This window comes from Nocardia araoensis NBRC 100135, from assembly GCF_000308435.1.
GTDB lineage: Bacteria > Actinomycetota > Actinomycetes > Mycobacteriales > Mycobacteriaceae > Nocardia > Nocardia araoensis.
Genome location: NZ_BAFR01000336.1, coordinates 1 through 17722 on the forward strand (window position 1 = coordinate 1; position 17722 = coordinate 17722).

A 17722-nucleotide genomic window follows, 5' to 3' on the forward strand; every position below is an offset into this window, starting at 1 on the left:
CGCGATGCGTTTGACCAGCATCGCGGTGTCGGTCTCACCGGGCAGAGCCAGGCTCTGGCGTCCGGCGGCGTCGAGGGCGGCAGCGGCAGTCTTGGCGATGCCCGGCTTCCAGGCCCCGTTTTCGCCGAGATATGTTGTGACACCGTCGATTCCGGCTGTCCTGATCTCGGCTGGGGTGCACATCCCGGCGACCAGGATCAGCGGAGTCCGGTTCGCGAAGTCGAACGCGGCTTCCAACGCGGGAAAGATCGACCCGAGCAGGGCACGCAACCGGTTGATCCCGGCCACCCAGTCAGCCATCAGGTCGGTGCGGTAGCTGGTCAGCTGGGTCAGTCCGACCACGAGCTCATCAGGCATCACGACCTGGTTCAGGTCCTCGCGCAGACGGGCGCTCTGCGCGATCACTCGCGCGTCCTTGGCGTCGGTCTTTCCCTCGCCGCGGAAGCTGCCGGTCATCGAATTCACCACCCGGCCCGGCACATACGTCACCGTCTGATCGGCGGCCAACAACACTGTGATCAGCAGCAATGCCATCGGGCTGGTCAGATCGATCGCCCACCACACCCGGTCGGCGGCCTGGCCGGCGCGGGCGATCAACGCCTCGATCGCGGCCTGGTCATTACCGAACTTCTGACTGAACACCGTCTTGCCGGTCTCATCGACCCCGCACGCGTGATGCGCGTGCTTGCCGACATCGATCCCGACCCAGATCTGAGGGCGAGTTGCCACCCACATGCTCCTCACCTTGCAGTTCCGGCCCGTGGACAACCCCGCCGTCAGATCCCTAACCAGCGACGACCGCAACAAGCTCTCAATCAGCAGCCGGAGCGTCCAGCACGGCGGGGCAGCCAGTCCTTTCAAGCCTCGATAGAGGCAAACAACCATCAGCTACACCCCACCGCCCTGGGCATCCAGGGCATCAACCCCAGACACCTAGCATCAACCCCAGACACCTACAAACTTAGGGATGAACCATGACCGAGGGCTCGCTGTTCGACCTGACCGGCCACGTCGCCGTCGTCACCGGAGGCAATTCCGGTATCGGTCTCGGGTTCGCCCGTGGGCTCGCGCGGGCCGGCGCCGATGTCTGCGTCGTCGGCCGCAATACCGAACGCAACGAGGCCGCCGCCGCCGAATTGCGCGCCTTCGGCGGGCGGGTGCTCGCGCTGAGCTGCGACGTCGGCGAGGAACAGCAGGTGATCGACACCATCGGCCGCGCGGCCGCCGAACTCGGCCGCATCGACTCCTGCTTCGTGAACGCTGGGGTCAGCCAGGGGTTCATCCCGTTCGTGGAGACCGATCTCGCGGAATTCCGCCGAGTCACCTCCCTCAACCTCGACGCCGCGTTCGTGACCCTGCGCGAAGCGGCGAAGGCGATGCTCGCCCAGGGGGAGGGCGGCAGCCTGGTCGCCACCGCCAGCCTCGCCGCCCAGCAGGGCGTTCCGCGCGGGCAGTCCTACGCGGCCAGCAAGGCCGGGTTGATCGCCATGGTCAACTCGATCGCGGTGGAACTGGCCAAGCACGGCATCCGCGCGAACTCGGTGCTCCCCGGCTGGGTCGAGACGCCGATGACCGAGGACGCCTTCGCCTGGGACCGCTTCCGCGAACGCGTCCACCCCAGGATCCCGGTTCGCCGCTGGGGCCTGCCGAGCGATTTCGAATCCGTCGCCGTCTACCTCGCCAGCCCCGCCAGCGCCTACCACACCGGCGACACTTTGCTGATCGACGGCGGCTACAGCAAGTTCTGACTTGGGAACGGCCTGGGCTACCTCGCAGTGTCCGAGGTGGCAACGTGGAGAAGTGGCCTCCCATCGCATTCGCAATGTCATCGGGGTGCTCACCGCGTTGCTGGTGGTGTGCGCGGCCCTCACGGCAGGTCATCCCCTCCACACCGGCGCCGGCATCGCGAACGCGGTGCTGGCAGCGGCATCGAATACCCCGGGATGAAGGTCGATCATGATCCATGACAGCGCGACACGTCCCATCACCAACCACGCCGCCATGGGTCAAACAGCCTCCGTTCGGGGAGCCGGCAGCCGTTCCCGTCCCCGACGCGCACACCACGCGTCCTGCTCCGCCGTCGCGATTCGAGATCCGAGCTCCTCGATGGAGCCTGGTGGCCGCGGACCGCGAATCTCACCAGTGAACTGCACGACCTGATCACCGCTCTCCCCCCCCAGGCTCGGTCGCCTGGCAAGGTTCGGATTCGCCTGGAACGCGAAGAGTCTCGCGCAACGCCGGATCGATGACGACGACGGAGTGGACATGTGTGGCCCGGTGCCGGGCCAGCCGCCCGACACCATGCAACTGTTCGGCATCAAGGGCGCCGAGCTGGCCCTGCTGATCATCCCCGCCGACACCGAACCTCTGATCGCGGCCCAGCGCATGCGGCACGCGTCGGGACAGTCCTCGACGATGGACATCAGCGATCCACGTGAGGGAACTGCGCGCAGCGGCTGAGAGACGACCCGCTGTCGCCGCTCATCATCGCCAGGACGCGGGCGGCCTGTCCTGGATGCGGAGTTCGCTTGGGGCACGACCCGGGTCGACGGTGGCCACCACACCACGAAGATCAAGACCAGACGCGGGGGCTGACAATTCGTCTGCCCTGCCCAACCAGCAGGTGTGTGTCGTTTCGCCCTGCGGCTTGAAGATTCCGCCGCGCGAGGTCGCGGCGGCCGAATGCCGGAACTCGATCGTCGGACACGTGCGCCGTCATACTTTCCCAACGGCTGGGTGAGCAGGGCGCGGGTGGCAGGATGAGCCACCGTGAGCCGTGCTTGGTTGTCCATCCGAGTCGATCTCGTCAGTGGGGGTGGTATCGACGTGTGGCCGCGTCCCGGCCGGATTTTCGCCGCCTCCCGACGCCATACCTTCGCGCAGTTGGCGGCAGCGATCGATGATGGGTTTGCCCGGTGGGATCGCTCTCACCTGCACGAATTCGAGCTCGGCGACGGGGATCGCGTCGGCGAGCCGGACCCGGAGGAAGGCTGGGACGAGGGCGTGCTGGATGACCGGGTGATCCGGTTGGATCGTCTCGTCGAGGGGCAGCAGTTCGTTTACGTTTTCGATCTCGGCGATTGCTGGACACACCTGTGCACGGTGACTGCCGATACCCTCGACCCGGTGGAGGCCGTGGGTATCGAGCCGGAGCAGCCGACACCGTACTGGGGGTGGGGCACGATCCCCGACCAATACGGACGCCGCTGGGACGGCGACGACGGTGGCAGCCCGATGCCGCCGGACCCCGGACTCGCCGACCTTCCGGCTCTGCAGCCGCTGTGGGGCGGCGCGACCCGCCACGACCGGCACTGAAACCGACTCAGCACGCCGGCCACCGAACACGAAGCCGCTGCTCCACAGGCAGACCACCTGGGCGGAGTCCCCTTGCCGGGTGGACAGAGGTGAACGCCACCACGCGGCACTAGCGATTCGATTGCGTTTGCCGAACCGGGCAGGGGCGGGGACCAGTTCGTCGCGCGGCTGCCGGGCCACCTCGAGGGGTGGTGCGATCAGGCCCCACTCACTGGCCGAGTGCGTCCGCGTCGGGATTCGTCGCTGGAGTGATGGCTTTGCTGGTGAGTCCGCGCAACGGGTGGTTGTTCACCGGCGTATCCGGGGCCGGGACGGTGTTCTCAGGCCGATGCGGGCGGCTTGTGCTGACGAGTAGTGGTGTGTGCGGTGTCGCGGTTGTGGCGGAGGCGTTGGGTGGCATCCAGCAGCAGGCCTTTGGCTTGGCGGCTGCGCAGGATCAACTCGTAGCGGCGCCCATCGTCGGTCGGGACCGTGCGGCGCACGTCGGCGACCAGCTCATCCAGCCGTGCGCGCAGCTGCTCGACGCGGTTCGGATCCGGGGTGTGCCCAAGCCGCGTCGCATCCTCGATGATGTCGTCGATCCGTTCTTCCAAACTGGGCATCCCGGGCTCCGCTCGTGACGTCGTGGCCCGATCCAGCCTCGATGACCGGCCAGACTACAGTGACGCATCCTCCGCCGCCACCCGCCCGATCCAGCCGTGGAGCAACACTCCAAGGCCACACACACGACCGACGCTGCCTGGATGAATGCCCGCAGCTGTGACGCTGCCGCGTAGGCTCGCGGGCTATGACATCGGAGGATCTCGAGGCACGGGTGTCCGCGCTGGAGGAGCAGGTCCGCGAGCTGGCCGGGCGGGTGCGCACTGTCGAGCAGGACGCGGCGGCGCGGGTGCTGGCCGGTGGCGCGGACCGGGACGTGACCGAAATCCGTTCCGAGATCCGGATCTGGGCGTTCGTGATGGTGCTGGCGTTGTCGCGGTTGATGTTCGTGCGCCCGGTGCTGGCGATGGATCAGCGGGCGTGGACCGAGGCGCATGTGGAGGCGTTCGCCTTCTTCGGCGGCGTGCCCAAACGCCTGGTGCCTGACAATCTGCGGACCGGTGTGGCGCGGCCGGATCTGTATGACCCGAAGATAAACCGGGCCTATGCCGAGTTGGCCAACCATTACGGCGCCCTCGTCGATCCCGCGCGTCGCGGGAAGCCGAAGGACAAACCGCGGGTGGAGCGGCCGATGCCGTATGTGCGGGATTCGTTCTGGCGTGGTCGGGAGTGGACATCGGTGCAGCAGATGCAGCAGGCCGCCCTCGTGTGGTGCCGGGACGTGGCCGGGCAGCGTCGGTGCCGGCCGCTGGAGGGCGCGGCGCCGATGGCGGTGTTCGACGCGGTCGAACGCGAAACGCTGATGCCCTGCCGGACAAGGACTTCGTAGTCGCGGACTGGTCGACCGGCACTGTCGCCCGGACACCCATGTCAAGGCCGGACAGTGCCTGTATTCGGTGCCGTGGCGCTATATCGACCGGAAAGTGAATGTGCGCTCGACGTATTCGATGGTGCAGACCTTCGACCGAGGTGAGTTGATCGCCACCCACGTGCGCAAACCATTCGGCAAGCAATCCGACGTATCGCACTACCCGCCGGAAAGGATCGCCTTCGCTATGAAAGGCCCGACCTGGTGCCGCAAACGAGCCGAAGAGATCGGCCAGTCGACGGTCGCTGTGATCGCCGAATTGCTCAGCGAAAACGCGTTGTTCCGGCTGCGCGCGGCCCAGGGCGTGCTCGGGCTGGCCGACCGCTATGGCGAAGCGCGGCTCGAATTGGCGTGCGCCAAAGCGATCGCCGTCGGCGACCCGTCCTATCGGACCATCAAGGGCATCCTCGCCACCGGCCTGGAAGCCGATCCGCCGCCACCCAGCAACGGCGATGGAGGCGCCTCAGCGTTCCTGCACGGTCCTTCGCGGCTGTTCCGGAACGTGTTGGCGCTGCCCAACCCGGACAGCGTGGCCGCGACCCGCGCCACCACGAACGCCGCCATGGACACCACCGCCGCGGACCTCGCCCAGGACGACGGTGCGGACGGCGAACACGGTGAGGGGGTGTCGGCATGATCGTGGATGTCGCGCTCGAGCAGGCGCTGCGGACGCTGAAGCTGTCGGGCATGCTGCAGACCCTCGCATCCCGCCTGGCCCAGGCCCGCGCCGGTCACCTCGGGCATATCGAGTTCCTGCAGGTCCTCTGCCACGACGAAATCGCCCGCCGTGATGCGCAGTCGATCGCCCGCCGCATCCGCCGCGCCCACTTCGAACAGCAACTCACCCTGGAGGAGTTCGACTTCGCCGCCAGCCCGAAACTGCCCGCCGCGCAGATCCGCGACCTCGCGGCGCTGCGCTGGCTGCCGGTCGGCGAGTCCGTGGTCCTGTATGGGCCCGTCGGCGTCGGCAAAACGCATGTCGCCCACAGTCTCGGACACCTGGCGATCCGTCAAGGCGCCGAGGTCCGGTTCACCAAGACCAGCCGGCTGCTGGCGACATTGGCCGGTGGTCACGCCGACCGGACCTGGGACAAGCGGTTGCGGGAGTTACGAACGGGCCGGGAAAACGTGAACGTCGACAGGCGAGATTCTTTCGTCGCCGGGCGGGGCGGTGCGCGTCCGGTTCCGGCCCCATCCATGGGAGGACCGATTCCCGGTCTTTCGCGGTCAGTGCCGATCCGCGGACTCGGCATATCGGCCCACCCACCTGTCCGCTCGCTCGAAGTTCGGGGCGACGGCGATCACGGCGGTGAAGACACCGAAGGTGACCAGCGACGCGATCAGTGCCTTCTTACGTCCGAAGTTGTCTGCGAGGTAACCGCCCAGGACGCTGCTGACGCCGATGCCGATCAAGGTGGTGGTGGCCAGCAGTCCGCCCTGGGTGACCGATAGCCCCATGTCCTTGCGGATGGTGGGCAGGGCCATGGACAGCAGCACTATCTCGAGCGCGTCGAGCAGGTAGGCGAGGAAACACCCGCCGAGCACGATCCAACGACTACGGCGCATCGCGGCACCTCCAAAGTGGCCTGCCGCGGACATGACTGCGCGGCAGAGAAAATCGCGTTCGCAGGTAATGAAGCCCGCCCTGCCAGGTAGATCCGGGGTCCGCGTGCTCGGACAGCGCGGTGTGCGGCCCGCGACAGCTGGCTAGTCTAGCGGCCGCGTGCTTCTTGCGGTGTAAACCCGAACTGACGCTTGAACGAAGCACCGAAGGCGCTAAGAGAGGTGAAGCCGCTGGCGTAGGCGATATCGGCGACAGTGCGGTCTGGAGTAGCTTCGCGTAGGTGGAGACGTGCCCTTTCCAGCCGCTCTGTGCGGATCAGTTCGCTCGGTGTTGTACCGGTGCTCTGCAGTGCCAGTTGGACCTGTCGCAACGACCAACCGAGGTTGTGAGCGACCAGTGTCGGGGTGAGTTCGGGATCTGTGGCGTGTCGGCGGATGTGGTCGCGGACCGCGGCGTCGACTGCCGCAAGAGTGGTCGGCAGCTTTCCATAGGGCCGTAGGCACAGTCTGAGAAGATCGACCATTACATCGCACGCCGTGGCGAAGCCGAGGCCGTCAACGACCTTTCGCTGCTCGTTGAGTTCGCGGATCATGCCAGAGACGACCAATCCCAGGCCTTGTCTCACGTCGATCACCACAGGTCCGGTGCCAAGAGCGTAAGGCACCGCACCGGCGGGGATATTCATCACCCACCCATGTGCGTTCTGCGATTGTGCGAAATCGAAGGGGCGGGCTTTCGTAACCAGTACGCCCTGTCCGCGCACGGCCTGAACCGTGCTGTCGTCCTGGCGGAAATTCATCGCGCCTTCCGTTGGAACGACAAGGCGCAGGCTCGCATCGTCGTCCCTGCGGATGTCTGTGGGCGTGCGTGAGTAGGTGATGCTATCGGACCGAAAACCGATCAACTGGTAGTCCCCGTAGTGCTGGACCCTCGTAATGCCGTGAAATGCCGACGCGTCGGCGAAACGGAACCGCAGGGTGCCCTGGTTACGGCAGACGTGCTGGACCCAGAAGTCGGCGGACTCACGAGCCGAGACCGCAGCGGTGTCGGCCTCCGCTACGAGATATGGCTCAGTAAGTGCCATGAGCTACTTCCGGCGGCTTGCGCGTTTCGTGGGTCGCCTGCGCAGATCAAGTCGAACGAGCACGAGTGCGCTCATAACGTCGAGCTTACTGACAACGCTGACGAGAAGGAAGATACCATGCCCCCTTAAACCCGCAACCAGTGGCAAGCAAATAACCCCTACAGGCGATAGGGCTGGTTGTAATCTCCTGCGGTGCACAACGGCGTGCAGCCGTCCAGCGTAACGGCCGTAAGTGAGGGTCGCAATCCCATCGACCGATAGCTATGAACATGCGACAGGGCGTTCCGTCAGGTGGCGGCGGCCAGGTTCCGGTCCGAGGACAGCGGAGCCGCAACGATGCGGCAGACGTATGCCAGGGGCCGGCCTGCTCTCGGCCGTTGTCACGACCGAAGCAATCGTGCTGGTCCTCTCTGGCCCACCACTGGGCCTTGCCGTAGTAGTTGAAGAATTGCGACGACTGACGGCGTGTGCCGTCGGTCTCGTAATAGTGAAAGGGGACCTGCCAGTTCACCGTGGCGTCCTTACGCGGCCGCGGGCGAGGCGTAGGCATCGAAGGAAGCTCCTCGGTGATCGACGCGGTCGATGCGATGAAACTGGGTGCTGGCGGGTAAACTGAGGTGATATGGCAGTGACGCGGCGTGAACGTCGTGGGGATGTGGTGTCGGCAACGGATCCTTTCGTCGGCCGCGATTCGGAGCTGGAGAAGATCGCTACCTCACTGTTGCGCCCTGCCCGGCTGGTCACCCTAATCGGTCCTGGTGGGGTGGGGAAAACGCGCCTAGCCACCGAGGCTGTGCGCCGATTCAGTATGTCCACCCGCCGGCCGGTGTATTGGGTGCGTTTGGCGCGACTGGCCAAGGGTGCCGACATTGCCGCAGTGGAAGACGAGGTCACCGGGGCGGTGGTCGATGCGGACTCCTCGGAACCATCGACCTGGGATGCGCTGGTCGATACCTTGACCAGCACCGATGCGCTCGGGCGGAACCTGCAGACCGTCCTGGTGATGGACAACTGTGAGCACGTCCTGGCCGCTGCCGGACAATTGATCGCGGAGTTGACCGAGGCGGTACCGGGTCTGACCATCCTGGCGACCAGCCGCAGGCCGATAGGGTGGGTAGACGAGTTTATCGTCCTGGTTCCTCCGTTGTCGCAGCGGCAGGCACTGACCTTGTTCCGGCATCGAGCCGAACTCACCGGTAACGCCGTAACCACTGCGGGGCAGATCGAGCAGGCCAAGCTTATTTGCCGTCATGTGCACAACAATCCTCTGTATATCCGGTTGGCAGCGGCACGGTTGCTGCGTCAACCGATGGCGGCCATCGTTGCGGATCTGGAAGGGGGGCCGCAGACAAACGGATGCGCTGGTCCAGGGGGCCCCGGGTGGGAGCCGAACTACGCCACCAGAGCGTTCCTGATGTCATCGCCTGGTCCTATGACCTGTGCACGGACAAGGAACGACTGCTTCTGGATCGAATGTCGGTCTTCGCCGCGGGCTATGACACCAACCCTGAGGACAACACCGGCTCGGCACCGGATATAGGTGCCGGTCTGGAAGCGATCAAGGCCGTGTGCGCAGACGAGGAGGCGGGACATTCGAAACCATCATCGAGCGGCGACACGGTCGTGCGCCTGGCGCGGGAGGAGATTGAGGCTTTGCTCGAAGGGTTGGTCGATCAGTCGTTGGTCACGGCCCACATCACGCCGACGACGGTGCGATATTTTCTGTTGGAAAGTATTCGTATGTTTGCCGCGCAACGGTTGAGGGAGCGTTCCACCAGTGACGTGGACGAGCCGGCACGGCTCGAACGCCGCCACCGTCGGTACTATCGAGATAAAGTCGTCAAAGCGCAGATCAAATGGTTCAGCCCTGGTGAAGAGAACTGGGGGGCTCGGACCGCCTGGGACAACATCGTGACCGCGATCGAGACAAGTCTTACCGCTCGTGAGCCCGAGCTCGGTTTGGAAATCGCGGCCGGCCTGGTTGCCCTTCCCATAGTCAAAGGTCCGCCCCGAGAAATACGTCGCTGGACCGAACGCACCTTACAGGCGACTCGGACGAAAGCGTCACAACCTACCGAACTGCAGACAGCGGCTATGACGATGCTCGGGTGGCTTTCAGTGCTGCAAAATAGAAACGACGAGGCTGACCGCATACTCGACGAATGTGTAGGCCGTTGCGTCGATCCTGATATCGGACAGCACTGGCGAAAGATCCCGGAAACCGACCTCGGTTTGCCGGCTAGCGTCGAGTTCCTCTGGGGCGCAAAACTGATGCTGACCCATTGCGATCCGAAGGCTATCACCGTACTGGGTCGTGCTCGCGCAAAATTCCACACACACGACGATCGCGGTGGCGAAGGGAGGAGCGAATTCTACCAGGCAGTGGCGGCTGGTTCCCTTGGAACCGCACAGCAGGCATTGGAGATCACTCGGCGTCACCTCGACCGTGCCACCGGCTCCGGAGCCGGATGGGCGAAGGCGTGGGCCGAGTTGGCCTGGGCGATCGCTCTGACCAAACATGGTGATCCCACCGAGGCGCTGGCCGTCGGTCGATCCGCACTCGCGTTCCATGTTGCTTCCCGTGACCAATGGGGTGTGTCGTTCGCGTTGCACGTTCTGTATTGGACATCGGCGGAGATAATTTCCGTTTTGATCGACTCCGGAAATGCGGCCCCAGCCGAGGTCAAGACCCTTGCCACGAAAGCCGCTCAACTCGCGGGAGGAGCCGCAACCGTGCGAGCGGGGCCAGGCGTCAATTTCGGTGACTTGGCCCTGCTCGCCGATGAAACTGAGAAGGCTGGCGAGGTTTGCCGCCGTGCGCTGGGCCGCGAAGCGTTCGCCGCCGCCTACCGGCAGGGTTCCCTGTTGCGTCCCGAACTGGGCGAGGTACAGCGCCTGGCACTGGGCACGCTGTCCATTGATAAGATGTCGGTAAACCACCCCGCCAGGAAGAACACCCCAACTCACTGGGACGAACTCTCGACAGCCGAACGGGAGGTGGCTATCCTGGCTGCCGCAGGATGGACGAACACCGCGATCGCCGCCCGTCGAGGCAACTCCCGCAAAACCGTCGACGCGCAAATGGCGTCAATTTTCCACAAACTCGCGATCACCTCACGACAAGAAATCATCACACTTGTTCCCCAAAACCTGACCGGCCAGGTCCGCACCGAAGCAGCCAAGCGCCCACGCCGAGCCAGCGAACGAGCACGCGCACTGGGGCGATAGCAGCAGTCGTGCCAGCGTTCGAGCGTGGTCTTTTCGCGGGTCAGAGTTTGTCGTTTCGGTCCGGCCTTGGCCCAGCATCCGCTGTGGGCGGCGACTGTTTCTCCACTGCTCATGCCAGCCCGCGCCACAGGTGCCACCGGTCGGAAGCCTGGATCTCGACAGGCAGAGGGGTCCTGACAGTAACCGCGCGGAAGAACGAAGTTGGGCTTATCTTTTCGAGTCGCTCACCGGTAGCGATCGATGATGTGGTCGATGACGGCCAGCGGATCGTGGTGTCGGCCAGAACCGCGCCCGGCCCTGCAGCCTGTGCGCGGTGCGGCGCCAGGTCGATAGCGTTGCACAGCTACCACCATCGCACTGTCGCGGACGTGCCGATCGACGGCCGCCTACATCGTGCGGGTACGAGTCCGGCGACTCACCTGCCCGACCCCACAGTGCTGCAGAACGTTCCGTGAGCAGGTCCCCGGCGTGCTCGAACGCTACCAGCGCCGCACCGCCCGGCTGACCAGCTAGGTTCGGGTGGTCGTGCGGGAGCTGGCCGGGTTGGCAGTGGTCCGGCTCCTTGCCGCGCTGCCGGCGCGGCTGCCGCTTCACACCGCGGTGCGGATCCTGTGCTCGGTATACCGCTGCTGGCACGGACGGTTGCTCGTGTGATGAGCGTGGACGGATTCCGCTGTGCGCCGCCGGAACCGCTACGGCACCGTGCTGGTCGACGCGATCAGGCCTGTGGGGTCCAGGGGCGCGAAAAGTCGAGCTAAGCCTGTCCGGTGGGAGCGGTTCGGCTGATTCGGGTGCTCGCTGAGCGTTGTAGCACTGGTGCCGGGGTACGGCCAGTTCGGTGTGTTGACGCGGGCTGAGCTGGAGCGGTTCTTCTATCTCGACGACCAGGACCGCGAGCTGGTTGCCGGGCGTCGCCGCGACAGCAATCGGCTGGGGTTCGCCGTACAGCTGGTGACGGTCCGGTACCTGGGGATGTTCTTGCCGGATCAGCTGGAGGTGCCGGCGAATATGGTCGATTACCTGGCAGGGCAGCTGGGCATCGACGATCTGTCGTGTGTGAAGGCGTACCTGGACCGTAAGCAGACCCGATATGATCATCAGGACGAGATCATTCGCCGATATCGAGGGTGAGCTGGTGGCGTGGATCGCCGATCAGGCGTGGACGACCGGCGACGGACCGAAGGTTCTGACTGCGGGGTCGGTGCGGTGGCTGCGGGAGAAGGGTGTGCTGCTGCCCGGCATCACCACGTTGGAGCGGCTGGTCGCCGAGACCAAGCAGGCTGCTGATCAGCGGTTGTGGTCGCACCTGGCCGGGCAGCTGTCGGCCGGGCAGCCGGGTGTGCTGCTCGGGCTGTTGGAGACCCGGGAGGAGAACCGCCGCAAGTACGTGGAGCTGGAGCGGTTGCGCAAGGGCGCGTTCGTGCCGTCGTCGACGGGTATGCGCAACGCGCTGGCGCGGGTGCGGGACCTGAACGCGGTGATCCCGGCGTCGGTCGATATCTCGCAGGTGTCGGCGCGGCGGCTGATCGCGCTGGCCTCGCACGGGCTGACCGGCAAGACCGCGCATCTGCGGCGGATGCACGCAGCGGGAACGGTTGCTGGCGTTGCTGTGTGCGACGGTGTTCACGTTGCGCGCCAAGGCGGTCGACGATGTGCTCGAGTTGTTCGACCTGCTGATGGTGACGAACCTGATGGCGCGGGCGGAACGGCAGTCCAAGGAGGAGAAGTTGCGCCGGTACCCGCGGATGAGCCGCAACACCGGCAAGCTCGCGCGGGCGGTGCGGGTGCGTTGGAGATGACCGAGACCGAACCGGAGCTGTCGTTGCAGCTGGTGTGGGATCTGATCGAGAACACCGTGTCCAAGGCCGAGCTGGCCGCGGCGGTCGCAGCGATCGACGAGCTGGTGCCGCAGGCGGATCCGGAGTTCGATTGCCAGCGTCTCGAGGAGCTGGCCGGCCGGTTCGCCACGGTGCGGGCGTTCCTACCGGCGATGATGCGGCACATCGACTTCGGCGCTGTCGGCGACGGCCTGCCAGTGCTGAAGGCGATGCGGGAGCTGACGGAACTGATTGCGTCGCAACGCGGCCGCCGGCTGAGTACCGCAACATCTTCGCCGAGCATCGAAATGGCGGGACCCGCGCGCGCATCTGCTGTCGGGGATGGCGTGGGAACAGGCCCGCGACGGCGGCTTGAACGCTTGGGCGACGACACCCCGGCCTCAGTGGACAAGGACGGGAAACTGCATGTCGCGGCGCTGGCTGCGCTGCCGGATCCGCCGAGTCGTTCACCCATGTGGCCGGCATCGGTGCCCGGGCGGCACGCGCAAGCTGCCGCGGTCCGACGCCCAGGCTAAATGCTGATCTCGTCGGCCTCTTCCCACAACCGGACACCTATCCAGTGAGGATTCAGGCCCGCTCCTGTGCTTAGCGCGACTTTTCTCGTCACTGGACCCCATGGGCCGATCACCCATCAGCGGATCGACGTCCTGGCTGACAGTAGGTCCGAGACACTCGAAGCATGGTTGCGCGGCAATCGCCACGTGGAGGTCGTCGTCCGCGACGGTTCGACCGCCTACGCCGAGGCGATCCGCTGGGCGTTGCCCGGCGCGCTGCCGGTCAGCGACCGGTGACACCTGTGGCACGGCCTGGCTCGATCGGCCAGCGATGTCGCCGCGCACGGCCGGTGCTGTGCCGCGGCCGGCCCGAAACGACAGACACTGGCTTGGGAAACCACCACGTTGCAACGCTGGCATGCGGTGCACGACTTGCTCGATCAGGGCGTCGGGTTGCTGGACTGCTCACGGCGGCTGGTGTTGGCGTTGAACACGGTGAAGCGTTACGCCCGGGCGGCAGAACCTGATCAGCTGCGTTTGCCACCACAATAGCGGGCGTGCTTGGTCGATCCGTATCGCGACCATCTTCGCCGACGCCGAGCCGCGCAGCCCGGTGTCCCGGTGCTGTACCTGTTCTACGAGATCGCACTGAGACTGCGTGGGGTGGGCGGGTGCGAATTCGTCATCGCCTGGCGAAGTTGGCTGTTGCATCTCGATCTGCCGCCCGGGTCGCCTGGGCTATTTGCGCGGTAACGGGACAGGAATGACGGTGGGCAATTTGGTCGGTTTGGGCACGGTGGGCGCCGTCGGGTGCTGTGGCTTGGCCGTCGGTGGACGTGTCATCGTCGGCGTGGACGGTGGGGGTGCCGGCTTCCGTGTGATTGGGGTGGTGGTTGTGGCAGTTGTCGGAATGTGTCGGACCGATGTGGTTGTCGTCTTGGTGGCCGGTGTTGTTGTAGTGCCGGTGGTCGATGGTGTTGTCGTATCGATGGGCGTCGTAGGTGTCGTGCCGGTCGTTGTGGTCGTCGTGCCGACGGGTGTTGTCTCGATCGATGAGGGGCTCGCCGAGAGGGTACTGGTGGCCGGATCCTGGCTGGAGCCCCCGAAGGGCTGCACGGTCTGACCCGTGTCCGTTTGAGGGGTGGCCTGCACCGAGAAACTCGCGCTCACGCTGACCGACAGACTGGGTGCTGTGGTTGAGGTATCGGTGTTCGGCTCGCTCGTGGTGGTATCGGTTGCCTCGGCCGACTCGCTGCTTGTCGTGTCGGTCGAGGTGTCGGCGATGTCTGTTGCGGTATCACTTGCAATGGGCACATTGCTCAAGTCCCCCGAAGTGCCAGCATCATCGCCTGCAATCGCCCCGATCTGCCTGGTCGGATCTCCTGTGTTCGACCTCGCGGCGACCTCCGACGACGCCATGGCAGTGTCCACCCGGTCGTTTCGCCTCGAATCCGTTGCTACCACGAATCCGATAACGAGTGCAATCAGTGCAACCGCAGCCGCGGCGTAGGGCAGGTGCCGGCGAACGTCGCGGGCCTCGAGTGAGCGGCCAGGCACAGCGATGACATCTTCAGGCGTTAGCTTGCGCATCGTTGCGCGGCAATCGTCGGTCTCGCTGTCCGAGGTGCTGATCAATTCGGTCGCTTCAGGGGCAACCGTATCGGGATCGGGCGTGCCGATGATTTCGGTTGCCGCAGGATCGTTCCGGCCGGTTCCGTACCTATCCAATGATTGCATCAGTCTGTCTTCTTTTCACAGCGATTCGAGCTTTCCTATTCCGTATTCCGATCAGCCGAGCTCGGCAGGGATTCGGCGTGCGAGATGAGCAGTCGGCCAGCCGGCCCCGTCCGCCCGTCCCCCGATGTCCGAGTCATTGGGATCCTGTGGAATAAGGACATAACCGGTAGTGCTCTCGTCTGCGCTGTGTTTTTCGACGAACGGTCCTCGGAGACGAGACGAGATCGGAACCAGTACGGACCGCCACCAGCCGTTCGCGGGTTCCCGTGGATCGCCGGGTTGAAGGCGATCTGTCTGCCAATTCGCGGAAAGATGGGGATTCCATGTTCTGCTCGACGTATGGATGGTTTTCGCCGCGATGTCACCTTGACTTAAGTATTGCTGTCCGTTACTGGATATCGGGGCGAAGAAGGTATTGTTGTCGGCTGCGGAAGCAATTACCCCAGACTTCGCTGGGTCGGACGCTGGTGTACGAGTTGTCCGCAACGAACATCTTCCAGGCCATCAGTCGCCCGTCCCGGCTGCGGGTTGGCACGCTGGCCAACGCGATCTCCCTTTTATATTGTTTGCTGTCCAGGATGGTGGCCTGGACGGTGTGACACCGCATTGTCTTGCCGGATACAGATGCAGGTGCCGCTCGCCGCGTCGACCTGTAGGCAGTTGAACGCGGATGCCGAGCGTGGCCGCCCGGATCTCCCTGGCCACTCTCGCCAGTCGGTGCTGGCGCACGAACTCGGCCCTATCCATCGATTCGAAAGATTCCGCAGGCGGGTTGTCTGAGGCCGATCCGATCCATAGATAGATTGTTGCCGCCAAGGCTGCTGTAGGCGGCAACATTGTCCAGCGGGATCAACCCGACTTCGCCGAGCGTCGACTACGTGTGAATATCCACGCGAGTGCTGCAGGTGTCCAAAAATTCTTTATTCCCGTTCATCATGCACACCCACAACTTGCCCTTGAGATTCTCCGCGAAGGAGAGATCGTACGGTTCATGCGTGTTGTAACCCTTCTTGTCGTAGAAGGGGCCGTAATATTTGCCGTCTATTAAAAGGAAGGCCGCAGGGCCATAACCGTCTGCGTCGTTGTCATAGACATACAGGTGCTCGCCATAGGCATCGAAATGCGCTAACCCCGCACCTTGAGCGAAGCCGTCTGCTGCTTTGGTTTCCACCGCCCACCAGTCATAGGACCCCGCCTGGGCCGGGGTCGCGAACACGAAGAGAGTTGACAGCGCAGCGGCACCCACGAGGACGCGAGTGAGAAGTTTAACAACTTTGAGAGATTTCATGACATGACTTACATGACTAATAGAGCCGATGATGCACCAGTAATCACCGGCAGTGTATTGAAAGAACGCGGCGCGACGATTCTTCGCATCGTCGCCGCCTATAATGCAGAGCGACCCTTACGCTGAGATTGTATGAATGTGCCTTTGGCGGACACGACTCACGCCTCGATCACTTGCAGGACGAGAATGATAGTGTCGGGCGAATATTCCTGGCCGATAGCTGAAGAATATTTGACAGATTGTCACCGTCCGCCCGTAACCCGCGCCCGGCCAGCCTGTGCTGCGGCCTCATCTGTACCATCAACCAATTCCTCCTACCTGGGTTGATGTAAATCCATGGATATAGTTTGCTGAGCCTGTCCGCCGAATCAACTAGTTTCTAACACATGGTCGCTAACTAAAATTTCACGATCGGGGACTCGCTTCATTCACGTTTCCGCAGTGTAACGATATCGCCGATGAGTATCCTCATTCCCTCCGGCGGTACGGCACTGGCACTGCGACTCAACCCTAGTGCCGCGTCCGAGAAGGTTGATGCTGTAACTGCGTTCCGGAGTGGCGGGTTGATCGTCGGCGGGTGAGCGGTGATGCTGCCAGTGGTGGTGATGCCGGTGGCTCGTTAGCCGGATGTGTTCGTCAGAGCGGTGACCCGGAAGAGGGCCGCAAGCTGGCTCAGATCGCGCGGCGGAGCAAGCAGCCGGTCCGGATGCGGCGGGCGGTGGTGGTGATGGCCTCGGCGCAGCATCAGCCGGTCGGGTTCATCGCGAAGTTGATGCAGGTTTGGGAATCGTATGTGCGGCAAGTGATCCACGATTTCAACGCGAAGGGTTTCGACGCTCTGGGCCCAAAATGGAGCGGGGGCAGGCCGGCGAAGACCGATCAGGGAACGCGTGATCGGATCTGTCAGATCGCCGGGTGCTGTCCCCGTGACTTGGGGTGGCCGTTCTCGGCGTGGAGCCTGTCGAAACTGGTGAAAGTGTTGCGTATCAACGGTATTGCCGAGATCAGCCGCGAAACCGTCCGGCAGATCCTCAAGGCCGGTGGGGTGTCGTGGCAGGCCACGAAGACATGGAAAGCCAGCAACGACCCAGACTTTCAAGCGAAGATGGCGCGGGTGCTCGACCTCTATGACCACGCGCCCGCGGACGGGCGCGTGATTTGTGTGGACGAGTTCGGGCCTTTGAATCTGCAACCCCGCGACGGCCGAGGTTGGTTCGCCGCCCGGCGCCCCCGGCGGCTGCGGGCGACCTACCACCGAACTCAGGGTGTGCGGCACATGTTCGGTGCCCTGGACCTGCGGACCGGGCAGTTGTACTACCGGATCCGGGACCCGAAGCGATAGACCGAGTTCCTGGACTTCCTGAAATCCCTGCGGGCCCGGTGGCCAGGCCAGAAACTGTACTTGATCTGCGATAATTACTCGGTTCACAAACGCGCCGAGGTTCGGGCGTGGTGCGCGGGCAACGCGGTCGAACTCGTCTTCCTGCCCACGTATTCGTCGTGGTTGAACCGGATCGAATGCGAGTTCGCCGCGCTGCGGTACTTCGCTCTCAACGGCACCGATCACCGCAGCCACGACGAACAAGACGACGCGATCGGCACCTACGTTCGATGGCGCAACCAGCACGCCGGACCCATCCGTGACTTCGCCGTCGGATCCAAGATCCGCCACCCGGATTACCTAACCAACGTTGCCTGACACGGCA

Annotated in this window: 18 protein-coding genes and 4 pseudogenes; 17 read left to right on the forward strand and 5 right to left on the reverse strand. The window is 64.3% G+C overall.

Going from position 1 to position 17722, the window contains the following annotated elements:
* Positions 1-729: IS110 family transposase (locus ON21_RS32100; RefSeq protein WP_157171103.1), on the reverse strand; the 729-nt coding region annotated here is incomplete at its 3' end.
* A gap of 245 nt (positions 730-974) precedes the next feature.
* On the opposite strand from ON21_RS32100, the gene ON21_RS32105 reads away from it, so the two are divergent.
* The 5 genes from ON21_RS32105 to ON21_RS32115 all read left to right on the forward strand — a co-directional run bounded on the left by ON21_RS32105 (position 975) and on the right by ON21_RS32115 (position 3315).
* Positions 975-1748: an SDR family NAD(P)-dependent oxidoreductase gene (locus ON21_RS32105; protein WP_039804349.1), complete on the forward strand. Its 774-nt coding sequence runs from the start codon at positions 975-977 to the stop codon at positions 1746-1748.
* Positions 1749-1800: 52 nt separating this feature from the next.
* Positions 1801-1947 carry a hypothetical protein gene (locus ON21_RS39005; RefSeq protein WP_157171104.1) on the forward strand — a complete coding sequence of 49 codons (147 nt, stop codon included), beginning with the start codon at positions 1801-1803 and terminating at the stop codon, positions 1945-1947.
* 122 nt (positions 1948-2069) lie between these two features.
* Complete coding sequence (locus tag ON21_RS40700) at positions 2070-2249, forward strand: DUF5994 family protein (protein WP_281032722.1); 180 nt, start codon at positions 2070-2072, stop codon at positions 2247-2249.
* Positions 2191-2460: a hypothetical protein gene (locus ON21_RS37660; protein ID WP_281032723.1), complete on the forward strand. Its 270-nt coding sequence runs from the start codon at positions 2191-2193 to the stop codon at positions 2458-2460. Before ON21_RS40700 ends, ON21_RS37660 begins: the two co-directional genes overlap by 59 nt.
* Before the next feature lie 309 nt (positions 2461-2769).
* Entirely contained in the window at positions 2770-3315 is a 546-nt protein-coding gene (locus tag ON21_RS32115; protein ID WP_039804353.1) for an IS1096 element passenger TnpR family protein, read from the forward strand.
* Positions 3316-3635: 320 nt separating this feature from the next.
* On the opposite strand, the gene ON21_RS32120 is transcribed toward ON21_RS32115, so the two are convergent.
* Entirely contained in the window at positions 3636-3917 is a 282-nt protein-coding gene (locus ON21_RS32120) for a hypothetical protein (RefSeq protein ID WP_039804355.1), read from the reverse strand.
* Positions 3918-4102: 185 nt separating this feature from the next.
* Here ON21_RS32120 and ON21_RS40415 point away from each other — a divergent pair.
* From ON21_RS40415 to ON21_RS40870, 3 genes and pseudogenes are all read left to right on the forward strand, one after another.
* A pseudogene (locus ON21_RS40415) lies at positions 4103-4258 on the forward strand (hypothetical protein); the annotation flags it as partial.
* Positions 4253-5273, forward strand: a pseudogene (locus tag ON21_RS40420) (IS21/IS408/IS1162 family transposase); the annotation flags it as partial. The pseudogenes ON21_RS40415 and ON21_RS40420, both read left to right, overlap by 6 nt.
* Positions 5274-5416: 143 nt before the next feature.
* Positions 5417-6235 (forward strand): ATP-binding protein, encoded by an 819-nt coding sequence (locus ON21_RS40870; protein WP_306307729.1) that lies wholly within the window; start codon positions 5417-5419, stop codon positions 6233-6235.
* Here the strand turns inward: ON21_RS40870 and ON21_RS40875 are convergent.
* Positions 6128-6382 (reverse strand): annotated as a pseudogene (locus ON21_RS40875) (MFS transporter); the annotation flags it as partial. The gene ON21_RS40870 and the pseudogene ON21_RS40875 overlap by 108 nt on opposite strands.
* 113 nt (positions 6383-6495) lie before the next feature.
* On the reverse strand, positions 6496-7431 hold the full coding sequence (locus ON21_RS32135; RefSeq protein ID WP_039804357.1) for a helix-turn-helix domain-containing protein: 936 nt from the start codon (positions 7429-7431) through the stop codon (positions 6496-6498).
* Positions 7432-8053: 622 nt separating this feature from the next.
* Here ON21_RS32135 and ON21_RS39010 point away from each other — a divergent pair.
* The 7 genes and pseudogenes from ON21_RS39010 (at position 8054) to ON21_RS32165 (ending at position 14501) form a co-directional block, all read left to right on the forward strand.
* Positions 8054-8971 carry an AAA family ATPase gene (locus ON21_RS39010; RefSeq protein WP_157171106.1) on the forward strand — a complete coding sequence of 306 codons (918 nt, stop codon included), beginning with the start codon at positions 8054-8056 and terminating at the stop codon, positions 8969-8971.
* Positions 8905-10659 carry a helix-turn-helix domain-containing protein gene (locus tag ON21_RS32145; protein ID WP_157171107.1) on the forward strand — a complete coding sequence of 585 codons (1755 nt, stop codon included), beginning with the start codon at positions 8905-8907 and terminating at the stop codon, positions 10657-10659. Before ON21_RS39010 ends, ON21_RS32145 begins: the two co-directional genes overlap by 67 nt.
* A gap of 843 nt (positions 10660-11502) precedes the next feature.
* Positions 11503-11790, forward strand: coding sequence for a DUF4158 domain-containing protein (locus ON21_RS32150; protein WP_157171108.1), 288 nt, complete (start codon positions 11503-11505; stop codon positions 11788-11790).
* Positions 11750-13012, forward strand: a complete 1263-nt coding sequence (locus tag ON21_RS32155; RefSeq protein ID WP_083881026.1) for a DUF4158 domain-containing protein — start codon at positions 11750-11752, stop codon at positions 13010-13012. The genes ON21_RS32150 and ON21_RS32155 overlap by 41 nt, the downstream gene beginning before the upstream one ends.
* 111 nt (positions 13013-13123) lie before the next feature.
* Positions 13124-13666 (forward strand): annotated as a pseudogene (locus tag ON21_RS40425) (transposase); the annotation flags it as partial.
* A gap of 94 nt (positions 13667-13760) precedes the next feature.
* Positions 13761-14114 carry a hypothetical protein gene (locus tag ON21_RS32160; RefSeq protein ID WP_157171110.1) on the forward strand — a complete coding sequence of 118 codons (354 nt, stop codon included), beginning with the start codon at positions 13761-13763 and terminating at the stop codon, positions 14112-14114.
* Between the two features lie 18 nt (positions 14115-14132).
* A complete protein-coding gene (locus ON21_RS32165; RefSeq protein WP_039804367.1) occupies positions 14133-14501 on the forward strand; it encodes a hypothetical protein in 369 nt (122 codons plus the stop codon).
* Positions 14502-15602: 1101 nt separating this feature from the next.
* On the opposite strand, the gene ON21_RS32170 is transcribed toward ON21_RS32165, so the two are convergent.
* Positions 15603-16016: a hypothetical protein gene (locus ON21_RS32170; protein WP_039804369.1), complete on the reverse strand. Its 414-nt coding sequence runs from the start codon at positions 16014-16016 to the stop codon at positions 15603-15605.
* A 577-nt stretch (positions 16017-16593) separates the two neighbouring features.
* On the opposite strand from ON21_RS32170, the gene ON21_RS40430 reads away from it, so the two are divergent.
* Positions 16594-17358 (forward strand): IS630 family transposase, encoded by a 765-nt coding sequence (locus ON21_RS40430; protein WP_245562820.1) that lies wholly within the window; start codon positions 16594-16596, stop codon positions 17356-17358.
* A 60-nt stretch (positions 17359-17418) separates the two neighbouring features.
* On the forward strand, positions 17419-17715 hold the full coding sequence (locus ON21_RS40435) for a transposase (protein WP_245562821.1): 297 nt from the start codon (positions 17419-17421) through the stop codon (positions 17713-17715).
* Positions 17716-17722: the final 7 nt, after the last annotated feature.